Below are 15,386 nucleotides of genomic sequence, written 5' to 3' on the forward strand. Positions count from 1 at the left end.
AATCATAAAAGGAAAAAATTAAATGACTTACTCTCCGAACCTTGATCCGGCGATCGATCCAAATACTTCTCCCTACACCAATCCCAATCCGGCTCCGGTGATTGACCCCAATCTTGACCCCTACACCGACCCCAACTCTGAACCGAGGGTTGACCCTAACACTGAACCTTACACCGATCCGCGTCCAGAGCCGATGATCGACCCGAATACTGCCCCTTACACCAATCCAGAAGTCCGCTAATGTCCTGCTGATTTCCTGCTTGATCTAAATTTCCAGCATCTGAATTTCCAGCATTCAAAAAAAAGGGCAGGCATTACACCTCCCCTTTCACAAAATAATTAAACTGAAGAATTGAATTTGCTGCGGGCAATTAAGACATGGATTGAATGATGTAGTCGAAATAGGGAGCTGCGGCTACGCCATCTTCCTGGCTCAGCAAGGACAGCGATGCATTCTTCAGGCAGCGAATTGACTCCGCCATGCCCGGAACCGGAACACCTAGGGAGTTGTACATTTCACGCACACCGATTAAACCAATTTTTTCGATCGGCTCTTTGTCGCCTGCCAAGACTCCGTAGGTAATCAGGCGCAAATACCAGCCATAGTCGCGCAGACAGAGGGCACGCTGCTTGTCACCGTAGGCATTGCCGCCAGGAGCGATAAAGTCAGGGCGTTTCTTCCAGAGTTGCTTACTGGCTTCCTGGACGATTCGCTTTTCGTTTTCTGCTAAAACGCCAGCAATCCGAACACGCTGTTCGCCAGTTTGTAAAAAGTCTTGAATACTGTTAAGTTCACCGCTGCTGGGGTAACGGAGTTCTTCATCAGCGTTGAGAATAACTTTGGTTACTACACTCATAGTTATCGGGTAATTATTGGGGATGACGATCGGTGATTCTGCTATCGCAGTATTGTATCCAGTTTGGGTGTCTGAAGGAAAGAGTGCGATCGGTAATTCGTCCCTGGGGATTTGGGATTTGGCATTGCAAAACTGAGGGTAATTAAAGGTTTCCTGGCCTTGATCCAGAGTCTTGATCAGGCGAATAGGCCTGTCTCCAAACTTGTCTCAAAACTTCATTAAGATTAATGCGTGATTCAGGCAAAAAGACCGACCTTCCCTGAGCCTTGCATCAACCCCAACCCCCTGCTTGCCATGCCCCGATCGTCAGTTCCAGCGTTCGCAATTCCGAATTACCCATCTCGAACTTTGAATTCTAATTGAACTTTAAATGAATTACCGCCACAACAGTTCGGGTTCGCTCTGGTCACCAAACTCCTGCTGAAATTCGTCAAACACCCAGGCGATCGGCTTTCCCTGCTGCTGCTGAATGCGGGCCAGATAGTTTCGGTAAGCGGTCATCTCTTGTGGAGTGGGGTTAATGCCAAAAATTGAGCCGAGACACCAGTGTGGTTCTGGTAGATAACCGTATTCTCGATAAAAAACGTGCTTTGCCCAGTTAGGAGCCGCTCCTTCCCGATAAGCCTTCTGACGCTGCTGCCGAAAAAACGCAATTTGCTGTCGCAGTTCTGCCTGCCGCAACACTTCCTCGCTGTGAACTTCGACCAGTTCCTCGATGTGAACCTGGGCTTCGGTCTCCCACCGATGGCCACATCCGGGACAGGTCATGACAAAGCCCCACATCAGGCGGTTGCAGTCGGGGCATTGCTTGGTCGGCTGCGGTTCATGGGTTCCTGGCTCTTTTTGAGTCGGTAGGGAATATGCCTTGATGTCTTCTGGAAATCCGAGCCGCTTGAGATTATTTGCCTGATCAAGAATAATTCCGTCAGTTTTGCCTGTCTTAGGCGAAACTCGCAAAACCCGCCCTACCTGCTGATAGTGGAGCGCACGCGATTGAGTCGGACGCAGCAACAGCCCTACTTCAACGCTCGGTTCATCAAACCCGATACTGATCACATTACAGGAGGTCAAAACAAGCAGTTTTCCTTCGCCCAATGCCCGGTAGAGCCGCCGCCGTTCTCGGATTGGGGTACTGCCATCCACCACAGCAGCAGCAATGCCAGAGGCTTTAAACGCTTCAGCAACGTGGCGAGCGTGTTCCACATCCACACAAAAGGCAATTGTGCGTTTCCCCGGTGTGAGCCGCTGCCATTCTTCAACAATTCTTTGAACGAGTTCAGGACGATCGCAGGCATTCTTCAAATCGCGCTCATCGTAGTCGCCGGCGATCGTTTTTACGCCATCGAGATTAATTTGGCTATCGGGAGCAACCCCGTAATACTGCATCGGAGCCAGATAGCCCATTTGCTGAAGCGTTGACGGCACGGGCGATGCTACAAAAGTTTCCATGTGATCGCCCAACTGCTCTCGCCCAATACGGTAGGGGGTTGCAGTCATGGCGAGATGCACGGCTTTCGGGTGAGTCTGGTAAATTATCTCTTGCCCAATTTGGCTAAATACCGTGGTGTGTCCTTCGTCAAAAAACACGACGTTGGCTTTCCAATCGCGCCACCACGATCGCTTCTCCATCGTTTGAATGCTAGCGATTTGAATAGGAGCCTCCGGGTCTTCTTTCCATCCGGCTTTGATAAACCCGCAACGCAGCCCAAACGCCTGCATCTTCTCGTAGGTCTGCCCCACTAGCACATCCAAGTGCACCAGAAACATTAGTCGCAGCCCGCGAGCGACCGTATCTGCACAGATTTTGCCGCCAATCACCGTTTTGCCTGCCCCAGTTCCGGCAATAATGGCAATCCGTCGATGTCCCTGCCCCAACTTTACATAGAGATCTTTAATCAGCTGGTTCTGGTAAGGACGAAGCGTAGGAGGCTGCAACGGGGCTTGCGGCGGTTTCAAGTGCGTCAAAGTTTGCTCCTGCAACAGTACAAACGAATTGATGAGGCATTAAATTTTACAGCATCTTTTGCTGATCCGAGCAAGCCTTTAGTCAAATCGTCAGGATAAGAGTTTCACCCCTGCGGCTTCTGCCAAATCACCAAAATCACTCCGCAGACAATCAGCCCTACGCCAATCACACGGGCGATCGGGATTGTTTCACGAAACACAAAATAGCCCATAATGACTGCAAACACATAGCTCAACGCAATTGCCGGGCCCGCGATACTCAAATTCACCCGCGTCAGCAGCAAAATGTAGGCGATCGCCCCCAGGGCGTAAACCACTAAGCCACCGACCAGCTCAGGAATCGTGACAATTCCCAAAACATGACTCATTGCGTTTTCTGCACTCACTTTGCCCAGCTTTAAGGCACCTGCTTTCAGCAAAAACTGACCGATCACGCTCGACAGTACCGCCCCTACAAGTAAGGCAAATTCGCTTAGAGCCACAGCAATCTCCTCGGCTTTGTTCTTCAGTAGTTTACCAGCAGAGCTGTTTTCTCTTTGCGGTTATTTCTTCGCCAATTCTGCTTCCGGGTAGATCAAAATCTTCAGGGTTTCCGGGGTAGGAGAGACGGCTTTCTCGACCGCTGCTGACAAATCCTTGAGCGAGAATCGATCGCTCACCAGCGCATCCACATCAATTCGCTGGCTAAACACAATATCTGCTGCCAACGCCTGCACTCGATAAGAGGAGCTATAGCTGCCCATCAGGTCAATCTCGCGTCGATACAAAATATTTGGATTAATCGGGATTTCCAGCTCATCAGGGAATTCTGCAAAAAAGAGAATCTTGCCGCCTTTGCGAGTACAGTCAAGCGCCTGGAAAAAGGCTTTTTCGCTCGGAACCGCCAGCAAACTCACGTCTACGCCCATGCCATTGGTTATTCCCTGAATCTGGGCGGGCAGGTCTGGATCACGCGCATCGAATGCCGCCGTTGCTCCCACATTTAGAGCTTTCTCAATACGAGAAGGAATGAGATCGGTGGCGATTGCCTTTGCCCCAAAATAATTCACCAGCATGATAAACATTAAGCCGATCGGACCTGCTCCGGTGATCAGCACTGTTTGCCCCGGCTGAATTTGCGCTTTTTTGACGGCTTTCAGGCAGCAATTCGTCGGCTCCACAAAGCTGGCTTGCTCAAACGTAATATTGTCCGGGATTTGAATCAGTCCACCATTTCGCACAATATGCCCCGGCACTTTCACATAGTCCGCAAAGCCGCCGCCACTTGGTGCAAAGCCAGCCGTGGTGGAAATGTTCTTATACACATCGCACATCGAGAAATTTTCGTTCAGACAATAGGCGCAGTGCATACAGGGAATGTGATGCAGCACCACCACCCGCTGACCGACCGCCCAGGATTTCACCTCAGAACCCACTTTGGCGATCGTCCCTGCCGTTTCATGCCCAAAAATACGCGGCGGTTCATAGAGGGGATAGCGAATCTTTTTAATATCCGACTGACACAGCCCCACCACATTGACCTGCACCAGCACTTCATCCGGCGCAATTTCAGGAATGGGAACCTCTTCGTAGCAAAGCTGATTCACTCCGCGAAATACCTGTGCTTTCATCGCTTCATACCTCTAGCGTCCCTGCGAAAACTTTACCATTTTCAGGGGAGGCGATCGGCTAAAACTCTTGAGACGACTCTTTTCTCTTTTCGCAGGCGCTTCCCAGTGCTGACAATGGGCTATCCAGCACTAAAGACATATTCATTGACCGTCTCTGCAAGCATGGAGATCTTCTACATCCATTGCAGAGAAATTGAGTTGATCAGGGCTAGATAAAGGCTACACCGCTCCCTGGATTACCTTTTCTCCTTCTCGCTTTTCCGTTTCCAATTTTGCCTCTTCTGCCAAATAAATGGCTAGCTGCGCCTCGATCTGATCCTTCACGATCTGGCGATATTCCAGGAAGTGTTCGTTGATCGCGCAAATTGACAGATAATGCTCCCAAACACGGGGATTGGTCTGCCAAATTTTGATCAGATTGATCCAGAACTGAAAGCGAGTTTTTCGCAAGATGCCCTGTCGCCAGAAAACGATCAGCATTGCCCGGATACTGACCCAGCTTACTTTCCGCAAGCGTGACTTATGCTCAGGTGTGCCCAGCTTTTCAAAATGGCGATAGGTGCGGTTGAGATACGCCAATGGGTCATAAAGCTGCCAAAAAGCGTCGATGTATTCCTGTGCAATCTGCTCTAGTGGGCGGGTTGGCACATAGTTCATCAGCGTAGTCTGATTGATATTGCCGCTGCCTCTTAGTCGTCCTTCTTTTTCCAGACGATGCCAGAGTGCCGTATCGGGAAGTGCCTGCAGCATACTGAAGAAAGCAGTGGGAATCGCAGTCTTTTCGACAAACTGCACAATTCGATCGCCTGCCCCCGGTTTTTCGCCGTCAAAGCCGATGATAAAGCCTGCCATCACCCGTAGACCCGATCGAATAATCGCATCGACAGCATCAGAAAGCGAGTCGCGGGTGTTCTGGAATTTTTGCGTCAGGGCAAGGCTGTCTTCGTCCGGCGTTTCAATGCCCAAAAAGACAGCATTAAAGTTGCAGGCAACCATCAGATCCATGAGTTCCTGATCCTGCGCCAGATCGACGGAAGCTTCGGTATTGAAAGCGAAGGGATAGCCATGTTCTGCCATCCAGGGCTTAAGTTCCTTCAGCAGCAGCTTGACGTTGCGCTTGTTGCCAATGAAGTTGTCGTCTACCAGGAAGATTGTGCGTCGCCAGCCCAGTTCGTAAAGGCATTCTAGTTCGGCAATGAGCTGAGCCGGAGTTTTGGTGCGAGGTTTGCGCCCGTAGAGGACAATAATGTCGCAGAATTCGCACTGAAACGGACAGCCCCGCGAAAACTGAACCGACATATTATCGTAGGCGGAGAAATCCAGCAGGTCGAAGCGGGGGACGGGGGTTCCGGTGACATCCGGCTTCTCGCCATTCGATCGAAAGACTCCCTGCTGATCGCCTCGCTCGATCGCCTCAATAAAGAGCGGCAGCGTAATTTCGCCCTCGTCCAGAATCAGATAATCCGCTCCAGCCGTTTCCGCTTCATGAGGAAGGGCAGTCGCATAAGGGCCACCGACCGCAACCCGCTTGCCGCGCCGCTTGGCTTCCTGAATCTGCGCTAAAAAGTCTTCCTTCTGCACAATCATGGCAGACAGAATGACTAAATCTGCCCAATCCCAGTCTTCTTCAGCGACCGAGCCAACATTGCGATCGACCAGCTTAAATTCCCAGGTTTGGGGCAAAATTGCCGCTACCGTTGCCAGTCCCAAAGGTGGGAGCAGTGCTTTGCGATCGACCAGTTCCAATGCCTTCTCAAAAGACCAGAAACTCTTGGGAAACAGGGGATAGAGCAGCAGCACACGCATCAGGCTTCACACCTCTATGATTGGAAGTTGAACGATTGAGTATTTTCGATGAGCTTACCATGCAGGCAGGAACAGGACATTGATTCCTGTTTTTCCTGGAAATCATGCCGAGCCTTTACAGGGCATTGACTAGGCAGACTGCGCCAGTGCCTTTGCCGCGTTTGCCTCCACGCCGCTTTGAAGCCTGGCTTCGTCGGCAAAGAATTCCTGGAGCTGTACCTCGATTTCGTCTTTTACGATCTGGCGGTATTCCAGGAAATGCTCATTATGGGCGCAAACCGCGAGGTAATGCTCAAATACGCCGGGGTTCTGCCGCAGAATGCCAAACAGGTGATGCCAAAATGCCCAGCGGGTCGATCGCTTCACGCCCTGTCGCCAGCAGACGATCGCCAACGCCCGCAGATCAATCCAGCTCGGCAGTTTGGCAGGAGCCTTGCACTTGGGCGCACCCAGAATCAGGAAATGGCGATAAACGCGATCGAGATAGGTCTTTGGCTCATAGAGCTGCCAGAAGGCATCCACATATTCTCGCGCAATATCTTCGAGCGGACGGGTGGGGATGAAGTTCATCAGTGTAGTCTGGTTGATGTTGCCATCTTTGCCAGAGCGAAGCCGTCCTTCTTTTTCCAGGCGATGCCACAGCGCGGTATTGGGTAATGCCTGAAGCATGGCAAACGTCGTGGTGGGAATCGTGGTCTGCTCCGCAAATCGCACAATCCGATCGCCTGCACCCTTTTCCTCCCCGTCGAAACCGATAATAAAGCCAGCCATCACGCGCAGTCCGGCTCTGGTAATTTTTTCGATCGACTCTGCCAGTGAGCCGCGGGTATTTTGAAACTTTTTGGTGAGCGACAGGCTATCCTCGTCCGGGGTTTCAATGCCCACAAAGACCGCATCAAAGAAGCATTCCACCATCAGATCCATCAGCTCTTCGTCTTGCGCTAGATCGACAGAAGCCTCAGTGTTAAAGCGGAAGGGATAGCCATGTTCTTTTTGCCAGACCTTGAGTTCTTTCAGCAGCAGCTTGACGTTGCGCTTGTTGCCGATGAAGTTGTCGTCCACCATAAACACGCTGCGTCGCCAGCCCAGCTCATAAAGATAATCCAGTTCCTTAAGCAACTGCTCCGGGTTTTTGGTGCGAGGTTTGCGCCCGTAGAGGACAATAATGTCGCAGAATTCGCACTGAAAGGGGCAGCCCCGCGAAAACTGGATTGACATCGAATCGTAGGCGGAGAAATCCAGCAGGTCGAAGCGGGGGACGGGGGTTCCGGTAACATCCGGCTTTTCGCCATTCGATCGAAAGACTCCCTGCTGATCGCCTCGCTCGATCGCCTCAATAAAGAGCGGCAGCGTAATTTCGCCTTCATCCAGAATCAGATAATCCGCTCCGGCTGCCTGCGGTTCTTCAGGCACAGAAGTGGGAAAAGGGCCGCCCACGGCAACGCGCTTGCCCCGACGTTTTGCCTCCCGAATCTGGTCAAGCAAATCCGCTTTTTGCACAATCATTGCGGATAAGATGACGATATCTGCCCATGCCCACTCTTCTTCAGTAACCGATCGAATATTGCGATCGACCAGCCTAAACTCCCAGGTTTGGGGCAAAATGGCTGCCACGGTGACTAAGCCCAGCGGAGGCAGCAGCACCTTGCGATTCACCAGTTCCAGAATTTTTTCGTAAGACCAGAAGGTTTTCGGAAACTTCGGGTAGACGAGCAGAATCCGCATGGACAGTTCTTCCTCACACAATGCCTGGATCGTATTGCAATCACGACGGATAAGCAACCCGTTCTGTGCCCCTTGATTGAAAGTCGATCGAGCCAGAGTAACGAGATTTAAGTCTCAATCTGGGACTGTCAACCGTTTCTAGCCGAAGTCTGAAAAGTTAGATTTGCGATCGAAACGACTCCTTTCCCAATTGGGGCTGCGGGGTCTACACCCAGCACAGAAAATTCTTTAGGCGTCCTCGCTTGGAATTGCCGGAACAGGCTGGAGCTTCTTTTCTAAAGCGGAAGATCCGAGAACCGATCGCTGCTGCTCTTCGCCGCCCAGTGCAGGCAGATTATTTGCCCCAGGACTCACAATTCCGCCTGAAACAACAATCTTGAACGCATCCTCGATCGAGAGCGACAGATTGACCACTTCGTCCTCCGGCACAACCGCATACCATCCGGTGGTGGGGTTAGGCGTCGTCGGGATAAAAACGCTCAGCATCGTTTCTGGCAAATGGGTTTGAATTTGGGGACTCATTGCCCCGGTAACAAAGGCGATCGCCCAAATCCCTTTGCGCGGATATTCCACCAAAACAACGCGCCGAAACTTATTATTAGTATCCCGCAGTAGGGTTTCGAGCAGTTGCTTTAGCGTTTTGTAAACAGAACCCGCCAGGGGAATTGCTTGCAGCAGGCGTTCGCCAAAATCGAGTAGCCAGCGTCCGGCAATGTTGCGCGCCATTAAGCCAATCAGCAGAATAAATGCCAGCGGCACGGTTAACCCGATCGCAAAATCCAGCAAATCGCCCAGCAGCGGATTTAGCCCATTAAACGGGTCAAGCTGTTTGGGAATTCGGGTTAAAAAGTCGATGACCCAGGTTGCGATAGTGTAAGTTAACCAGATTGTGGTTGCCAGCGGAATGACCACTAGCAGGCCAGCAATCAGATCATTTTTGAAGTCTTGCTTCAATCGTTGGAGTACAGACAACTTTCGCTCCTTTCAATACCTTGGGGGTAAACCACCGCAATCGATCGCAACAACTGACCTAGCTAAATCCTATCCGGTAAAGGTCTTGTCCATTGATTTTTATTGATCGAGCGCCTGGAAGGATGCAGCCCACTAGCATCGATCTTCATTGTCAATATTTATCAATATAATTTAATCGCAATTTTGTGAAGAATTGTTTCCATTTCTCATGTTCTCCACCTTCACATCAATAGACCTGCTTTCTTGCCTGAGGACTCACCTGCAACGATTGCCCTCAAAATAGCTGCTGGGCGCTTCCTGTACGAGGTACCTTGTGATGGTCATCCTTGTGACGGTTATTCCTGAATTGCCTTATCCCTAAAGTAGGATTTCAGCGTGAACTGATTTTATCGGAACTGGTGCTATCGCTGCTACCGATGAATTCTGTCGTTATCTGTGCTGTCTTGCTGGTGCGCTGTATTGCGGGCGAGAGTCCTGCAGGCAAGAGCCTGAGCAATTCTTTGCTAGCGAACTATGTTCGTGGATGCCTGCCCAATTTCCCACACCTTAAGGACAATCAGATATTCATAAAATGCCTGAAGCGTACACCAGGCGAAGCCTGCTCGACCATCTTGCCACCCGCCCAGCAGCAAATACATATACAGAAATCGAATAAAAGGACGAAACGGAAGCCGCAGCGATAGATCCTTGAGGGCACGCCGCCGATCGACTTCGGTTTTTCCCAAAAATAAATCCCGCCAATTGACGCTGCCTTGCTCAAGCTGGTGTAGGGTTTCGATCGCCTCATCCGTAGAATAGCGATTGTGTTTTTCGATCCAGCGGCTCAAGCCTTTGCTGCATGTGTAGTGCGGGTAAGTCTGCTGCAAAAATCCCGTTTGCCCCTCGTAAACCTCCCGCTCCGTGTGTCCATAGTCGCTGAACCAGACTTTGCCGTGCCGCAGCAGCCGAAGCTGATAGCGGGGGTATTGCGTGCTGCGACGAATCCAGCGCCCCATAAACATGACCCGCTCGGCAGCGTAGTAGCCCACAAAGCGATCGTCTTGAATTGCGCTCAGGCATTCCTGAAACAGTTCGGGTGTCATCCGCTCATCGGCTTCTAAAATGTAGACCCATTCATACTTGGGCGGAACCGATTCCAGCATCCAGGTGCGCTGCTTGCCGTGGCTTTCAAACGGATGCTGAACCACTCTCACCGGGTACTGGCTGGCAATTTCAACCGTGCGATCAGTGCTGCATGAGTCAATCACGATCACATCATCTGAAAGCAAGGCTGACTCAATACAGGCAGCAATATCAATCTCTTCATTGAAGGTCAAAATGTAAATCGAGAACATAGCCCTGCATGAATTCAGAATGCGGAATGGAGAATTCGGAACTGTGAAGCCTGGAAGCAGGAGTTTTGGCGTTGCTGAATTTGAGTATGATTCGCCCCCTAGCCCCCAACATTGGGCAAACTAATCCTCAAAGTTCCCCAGCATTGGGAGATTTAGGGGCGATGCAGGAGCTCAATTGGGTTCTTCATATTTCGATTCAGTAAGGCTCAGGAGTTTTATCAGTTTCGTTTGCAGGCTTAAATGAGCGTAGTGGGGTTAGCCCAATTCACTCCGTTACGACTCCGAGTCGAAGCTCTCAGACGCAGACTGGTGAGGCGGTTTGTAGCTAGGAATTGCGAACTCCGAATCCGAATTGGCATTAGCCCCTTGCCGATCGCCTATCGCTGTGCCAGATTTCTGAGCCCCAGCCAGCCTACTGCACTAAAGCCGATCGCCAGCAGCAGACTGCTAATGCCCACGCGCAAGCCTGACTTGAGAGCTTCGGTCTTGATCGTGCTTTGCTGTTGCTCTTTGCGAACGCCAAGCTCAGTTTGAAGCTGATTTCTAAGTTCCCCTTCGCGCTGTTGCAGAAACGTATCCAGTGATTCAGGGTTTGCTTTGAACTGCTTGACCAGGTTTGCCTGCTCCTGGCTGAGCCGTCCGGCACTAACAAGCTGCTGGATCTGTTCGTCTGTCGCGCCTAAAAGCTGTTGGATCTGCTGTCGCTGCGACTGCACTTCGGTCTGAAGGCGAGTGCTTAGCTCACTTTGCGCCTGAGTCGCCTGCTGATCAATCTGCCCAATCACTTCCGTATTGCCTAACCGCACATTGTTGAGGTGCAGGGGAAACAGCAGCACAAACAGCAAACCCAAAAGGCTCGACAAAACACAAGCCCAAAAGCGAGGATCTTGCCACAGCCGCTTTCGCTCTGCCAGCGCTCCGGAAAGACTATCAACCCAAAAGCCTGCCATAAAAAGCACGATACCAACTAGCGGCACTACCCCCCGATCGACCATTTGAGCCGCAAAATTGATTTGCCATTGGCGATCGGCAATCTGGTAAGGAATCGGCAGAATCAGAATATCGATTAGGGCTGCCAGGGTGACTACAATACCCACAATTTTGAGGGCGCGAGACACCAGAACCGAGTAGGGGCGTTGGTTTGGAGCTTGTTTCAAAGTCATGGTTCAGTAATGTTTGACGGCAACGGACTTCATTCTGGAGTGCAAGGGGCTTCAAAGCAATCGGGATGCAACAGTGGAGCAACAGCGACTCTTCAGTGTAGCTTTCCCTGCCGTCTAAAAAACGCATCAGCTTACAGGAAAACTGCGGTTAGAGCTGAAAGAATTGAGTACATCGTCACTCCTGCTTTAAAAATTTGCCTACACTATTGAGTAAATAAAATCATTCGGCACATTCAGTGCGGCTCATTCCGGGCTTAGACTGCATGACCGATCGCGATAGGGTGTCGAGGAGGATGACGTGAGTAAGCACATTGAAGTTTTGCCAGACTCAAAAGCATTGATTCAACGATCGCTCGAGCTCGTGCTGGAAAAACTGCGACAGGCGATTGCTGAACGGAACACGGCGACGATCGCCCTCTCAGGGGGCAGCACGCCGAAACCACTTTACGAAGCTCTTGCCCGACAGGATTTGCCCTGGGAAAAACTTCAGATTTTTTGGGGCGATGAGCGATATGTACCCCACGACCATCCCGATAGCAACGCTCTAATGGCACGACAGGCATGGCTGGATAAAGTTCCGATTCCGGCTGCAAATATTCATCCCATGCCAACTGACGAATCCGATCCAAATGACGCAGCTGCCCGATACGATCGCGAACTGCGGCAGTTATTAAAGCTCGAGCAGGGTCAATTTCCTCAGATTGACGTGATGCTGTTGGGCATGGGTGACGATGGACACACCGCTTCTCTGTTTCCCCGTACGAATGCGCTGCAAGTGTGCGATCGGCTCGTCACCGTGGGCAACAAAGACGGCCAGCCTCGAATTACCCTGACCATTCCAGTGATTAACGAATCGAAAGCAATCATTTTCGTCGTTGCAGGTGAAAACAAGCAGGCTGCCCTTGCCCAAATCTTTGCGCCTGACCCCGATACTGAAACTTATCCATCGAGCCTGATTCATCCTGAGCATGGCGAACTGTGGTGGTTGCTTGATCAAGCAGCAGGAGCAAACCTACCGCAAGCTTAAAGGCAGTGATAAAGTACGTAGGATAAATAAGGCACAAAGCAAATAAGATAGAGTCAGCGTCACCACCGGGAGACAGGGCATGATCGTTTGTCCGAACTGCAACCACCAGAATCCAGATGCCGCGATTCAGTGCGAAGCGTGCTACACGCCCCTGCCTGCCATGATGAGCTGCCCTAACTGTGGCGCGTCTGTTCAAACGGATGCAAGCTTCTGTGGTCAGTGTGGCTCTAGTCTTGAAGTAGGTTCAGCGCAAATGCCGCCCGACGCCGTGCCAGCAACTATTTCGCCTGATCTGGACATTCCTGATCTGTCTGTCCTTGACCCCCTGGTGTCTCCTGACCCGCTTGTGTCTCCGGTGTCCTCTGCCGCAGCACCTCAGTCAGCTGCACCTCAGCCTGATAATCCTCCCCCGATAACACCGCCTGCGATCGCTGCAACCGAGCCATTTGTGACCCCGGCTTTCCCTGCAAGTGCTGCGGGAATCGGCTCTAAAACTCAGCTCCAGACTCAAGCCGTCCGTTTACTGCACGTTCAGACTAATACTGCGATCGAGCTTTCCCCCGCTCTGACGGTTATCCACATCGGCAAACCCAACGATCGCATCCCGCCGGATGTAGATGTTTCAGGGTTTCCCAATTCTGAAGTTGTCTCTAGAATTCATGCAGATATTCGCGTCGAAGGCGACCTCTACTATATTGAGGATGTGGGCAGCTCGAATGGCACTTATATCAACAATACGCCCCTGCCCCCAGGCAATCGTCATCGGCTCCGATCGGGCGATCGCGTTGCGCTAGGAAAAGGAGATAAGGTTTCTTTTTTGTTTCAGGTTTCATAGGCGAGCAACGATGAAAGGCAAATCAACTCCTTTTTCTTTCTGCTGCTGTTCTTGCTCGTGCCGCCCCTCAAGGATGGAACCTTAATTTTGAATTTGCTATGATTTCTTCTCTAAGTGCTCTTACCCTCCTTTGTGTAGTTGTGTGATCATTCTGTCTCTTCTCCACCCCGTCAAGCAAATCCCGGTGCAGGTCTGGACATTTTCAGACTCGGAATCTGTGATTCGCATCGGTCGATCTAATGACAATCAAGTTGTTTTGTACAGCGCAGTGGTTTCTCGTCATCATGTAGAGCTGCACCGGGTTAAAGCAGGATGGGAAATGATCAACCTAGGCACTAATGGCACTTACTTTGAAGGCAAGCGGGTGACGCAGGTTCCTGTGATGGATGGAGCCGTGATTCGATTAGCGCGATCGGGACCCAACCTGCAAATTCGTCTGAACGAGTCGGCACTGGAAGAACTAAACCGCAATCCGATGCTGGCTCGCCTCAGCCATTCTGGTCAGGATGCTTCTCATGCACCAACTGAAATCACTTCCCAGACCTATCCAGAATTCACAAACCAGGACACGCCCAAGCAATTTTTCTCAGCGGATAATTAAGTGGCTTAGCAGTTCAATCGGAAATTGCAAATAATTTGGCGATGCGCCGTGTTCAAAGAGAATTGGCAGTCTATCCTGAAAAAAGGAGAGCAGAATTGCTTGTCCTGTTCGCAGTCTGAGTGCCGCTCAATATCATGCAAATCTATCTCGACTACAGTGCAACGACTCCGCCTCGATCGGAAGTTATTGAGCGAATGCAGCAGGTGATGCAGGAGCAGTGGGGCAACCCCTCTAGTTTGCATCAGTGGGGGCAGCGATCGGCAGTGGTTTTAGAGCAAGCCCGAATGCAAGTAGCAGCGCTGCTAGGTGCGTCTCCAGAGTCGATTGTCTTTACTTCCGGCGGCACTGAATCCAATAATTTCGCCATTCTGGGCGTGACGCGTCAGTATCGGCAACCGCAGCACCTAATCATTTCCAGCGTTGAGCATTCTGCCATTTCGGAGCCTGTGCAGTGGTTAGAGCAGCAGGGGTGGCAGGTCACTCGGTTGCCCGTGGATAGTCTGGGGCGGGTGAATCCGGCTGATTTGCAGGCGGCACTGCGTCCAAACACCGTTCTCGTGTCGATTATTTATGGACAGAGTGAAGTTGGTACGGTTCAGCCGATCGAAGCTTTAGGGGAAATCGTCCGCGCTCATGGGGCAATCTTTCATACTGACGCCGTTCAGGTCGCTGGAAGACTGCCGATTCAGGTCGCTCAGTTACCTGTTGATTTGCTTTCGGTGTCCAGCCACAAGCTTTATGGTCCTCAGGGAGTGGGCGCGCTCTATGTCCGTCCTGGTATTGATCTGGTGCCGTTGCTGACGGGTGGCGGACAGGAGTTTCGACTGCGATCGGGAACTCAGCCCGTGCCGCTCATTGCAGGCTTTGGTTTAGCCGCAGAGCTCGCTGCTGCAGACCTGTTGACAGAATCCCTGCGCCTAATCCGGCTACGCGATCGGCTCTTTGACCAGCTTGCAGAGGTAGCAGATTTAACTCCCACAGGCGATCGGCTGCATCGGCTACCCCACCATGTCAGCTTTTACTGGCGGTCGGGCGACGGTGAGCGATTAAGCGGCAAGACGCTGGTGCGGCAGATGAATCTTGCGGGAATTGCCATCAGTGCCGGGTCAGCCTGTCATAGCGGCAAACTGGTTCCCAGTCCGGTACTGTCGGCAATGGGGCTGAACGATCGCGCTGCAAAATCAGGAATCCGCCTGACGCTCGGACGACTCACAGCTGAAGCAGATATTGACTGGACTGCCTTGGTGCTGAAGCAAATTCTCGATCGCCTCACGCCTCTACCCACGCTTTCAATTTGTCATTCTCTGTAGAATTACGGATAATGGCAGAGACGCAAGTACAACTTTAGGCAGATGTCCTGATTGAGCTAACCTTGCTCAAAAGCCATCATGCTAACTATCAAACGTTGCGTCTACCAGCATTTATGAGCTTCATCCTAAGTACCGTTTTTCTGCTAAGTTCTGTTGTATCATCTGTTGCTGAACCCAAGCA

At 51.4% G+C, this 15,386-nt stretch carries 14 protein-coding genes; 5 read left to right on the top strand and 9 right to left on the bottom strand.

The window, feature by feature from the left end; genetic code table 11:
- Nucleotides 1-22 precede the first annotated feature (22 nt).
- Nucleotides 23-241 carry a hypothetical protein gene (locus NDA02_RS20925; protein ID WP_190794680.1) on the top strand — a complete coding sequence of 73 codons (219 nt, stop codon included), beginning with the start codon at nucleotides 23-25 and terminating at the stop codon, nucleotides 239-241.
- A 130-nt stretch (nucleotides 242-371) separates the two neighbouring features.
- On the opposite strand, the gene apcD is transcribed toward NDA02_RS20925, so the two are convergent.
- From apcD to NDA02_RS20970, 9 genes are all read right to left on the bottom strand, one after another.
- Nucleotides 372-857, bottom strand: a complete 486-nt coding sequence (gene apcD, locus NDA02_RS20930) for an allophycocyanin subunit alpha-B (protein WP_190794681.1) — start codon at nucleotides 855-857, stop codon at nucleotides 372-374.
- A 375-nt stretch (nucleotides 858-1,232) separates the two neighbouring features.
- Nucleotides 1,233-2,822, bottom strand: a complete 1,590-nt coding sequence (locus NDA02_RS20935; RefSeq protein WP_242067599.1) for a DEAD/DEAH box helicase — start codon at nucleotides 2,820-2,822, stop codon at nucleotides 1,233-1,235.
- A gap of 104 nt (nucleotides 2,823-2,926) precedes the next feature.
- The gene (locus NDA02_RS20940) at nucleotides 2,927-3,304 is read right to left on the bottom strand and encodes an EamA family transporter (RefSeq protein WP_190794682.1); all 378 of its coding nucleotides are present in this window, start codon (nucleotides 3,302-3,304) and stop codon (nucleotides 2,927-2,929) included.
- Nucleotides 3,305-3,364: 60 nt separating this feature from the next.
- Nucleotides 3,365-4,432, bottom strand: coding sequence for a zinc-dependent dehydrogenase (locus NDA02_RS20945; protein ID WP_190794683.1), 1,068 nt, complete (start codon nucleotides 4,430-4,432; stop codon nucleotides 3,365-3,367).
- Nucleotides 4,433-4,651: 219 nt separating this feature from the next.
- Complete coding sequence (locus NDA02_RS20950) at nucleotides 4,652-6,238, bottom strand: B12-binding domain-containing radical SAM protein (RefSeq protein WP_348255771.1); 1,587 nt, start codon at nucleotides 6,236-6,238, stop codon at nucleotides 4,652-4,654.
- A 129-nt stretch (nucleotides 6,239-6,367) separates the two neighbouring features.
- Entirely contained in the window at nucleotides 6,368-7,963 is a 1,596-nt protein-coding gene (locus tag NDA02_RS20955) for a B12-binding domain-containing radical SAM protein (protein WP_190790049.1), read from the bottom strand.
- A 228-nt stretch (nucleotides 7,964-8,191) separates the two neighbouring features.
- Complete coding sequence (locus NDA02_RS20960; protein WP_190790048.1) at nucleotides 8,192-8,935, bottom strand: DUF502 domain-containing protein; 744 nt, start codon at nucleotides 8,933-8,935, stop codon at nucleotides 8,192-8,194.
- A 503-nt stretch (nucleotides 8,936-9,438) separates the two neighbouring features.
- The gene (locus NDA02_RS20965; protein WP_190790047.1) at nucleotides 9,439-10,269 is read right to left on the bottom strand and encodes a glycosyltransferase family 2 protein; all 831 of its coding nucleotides are present in this window, start codon (nucleotides 10,267-10,269) and stop codon (nucleotides 9,439-9,441) included.
- A 377-nt stretch (nucleotides 10,270-10,646) separates the two neighbouring features.
- The gene (locus tag NDA02_RS20970) at nucleotides 10,647-11,432 is read right to left on the bottom strand and encodes an HpsJ family protein (protein WP_348255774.1); all 786 of its coding nucleotides are present in this window, start codon (nucleotides 11,430-11,432) and stop codon (nucleotides 10,647-10,649) included.
- 298 nt (nucleotides 11,433-11,730) lie between these two features.
- Here NDA02_RS20970 and pgl point away from each other — a divergent pair, with 298 nt between their 5' ends.
- From pgl to NDA02_RS20990, 4 genes are all read left to right on the top strand, one after another.
- Entirely contained in the window at nucleotides 11,731-12,459 is a 729-nt protein-coding gene (gene pgl / locus NDA02_RS20975) for a 6-phosphogluconolactonase (protein WP_190789936.1), read from the top strand.
- Between the two features lie 79 nt (nucleotides 12,460-12,538).
- Nucleotides 12,539-13,294: an FHA domain-containing protein gene (locus tag NDA02_RS20980; protein ID WP_190789935.1), complete on the top strand. Its 756-nt coding sequence runs from the start codon at nucleotides 12,539-12,541 to the stop codon at nucleotides 13,292-13,294.
- A gap of 142 nt (nucleotides 13,295-13,436) precedes the next feature.
- Nucleotides 13,437-13,895, top strand: coding sequence for an FHA domain-containing protein (locus NDA02_RS20985; RefSeq protein ID WP_190789934.1), 459 nt, complete (start codon nucleotides 13,437-13,439; stop codon nucleotides 13,893-13,895).
- A gap of 134 nt (nucleotides 13,896-14,029) precedes the next feature.
- Nucleotides 14,030-15,205, top strand: coding sequence for a cysteine desulfurase family protein (locus tag NDA02_RS20990; RefSeq protein WP_190789933.1), 1,176 nt, complete (start codon nucleotides 14,030-14,032; stop codon nucleotides 15,203-15,205).
- The last annotated feature ends 181 nt before the right edge of the window (nucleotides 15,206-15,386 follow it).

Source organism: Leptolyngbya sp. ST-U4 (assembly GCF_039962215.1).
In the GTDB taxonomy this organism is placed as follows: Bacteria; Cyanobacteriota; Cyanobacteriia; order Elainellales; family Elainellaceae; genus Leptolyngbya_A.

Coding starts and splice junctions, on each gene's coding strand:
- NDA02_RS20955 (WP_190790049.1), bottom strand. CDS start 7,963: ATGCGGATTCTGCTCGTCTACCCGAAGTTTCCGAAAACCTTCTGGTCT.
- NDA02_RS20970 (WP_348255774.1), bottom strand. CDS start 11,432: ATGACTTTGAAACAAGCTCCAAACCAACGCCCCTACTCGGTTCTGGTG.
- NDA02_RS20980 (WP_190789935.1), top strand. CDS start 12,539: ATGATCGTTTGTCCGAACTGCAACCACCAGAATCCAGATGCCGCGATT.
- NDA02_RS20990 (WP_190789933.1), top strand. CDS start 14,030: ATGCAAATCTATCTCGACTACAGTGCAACGACTCCGCCTCGATCGGAA.
- NDA02_RS20950 (WP_348255771.1), bottom strand. CDS start 6,238: ATGCGTGTGCTGCTGCTCTATCCCCTGTTTCCCAAGAGTTTCTGGTCT.
- apcD (WP_190794681.1), bottom strand. CDS start 857: ATGAGTGTAGTAACCAAAGTTATTCTCAACGCTGATGAAGAACTCCGT.
- NDA02_RS20925 (WP_190794680.1), top strand. CDS start 23: ATGACTTACTCTCCGAACCTTGATCCGGCGATCGATCCAAATACTTCT.
- NDA02_RS20945 (WP_190794683.1), bottom strand. CDS start 4,432: ATGAAAGCACAGGTATTTCGCGGAGTGAATCAGCTTTGCTACGAAGAG.
- NDA02_RS20965 (WP_190790047.1), bottom strand. CDS start 10,269: ATGTTCTCGATTTACATTTTGACCTTCAATGAAGAGATTGATATTGCT.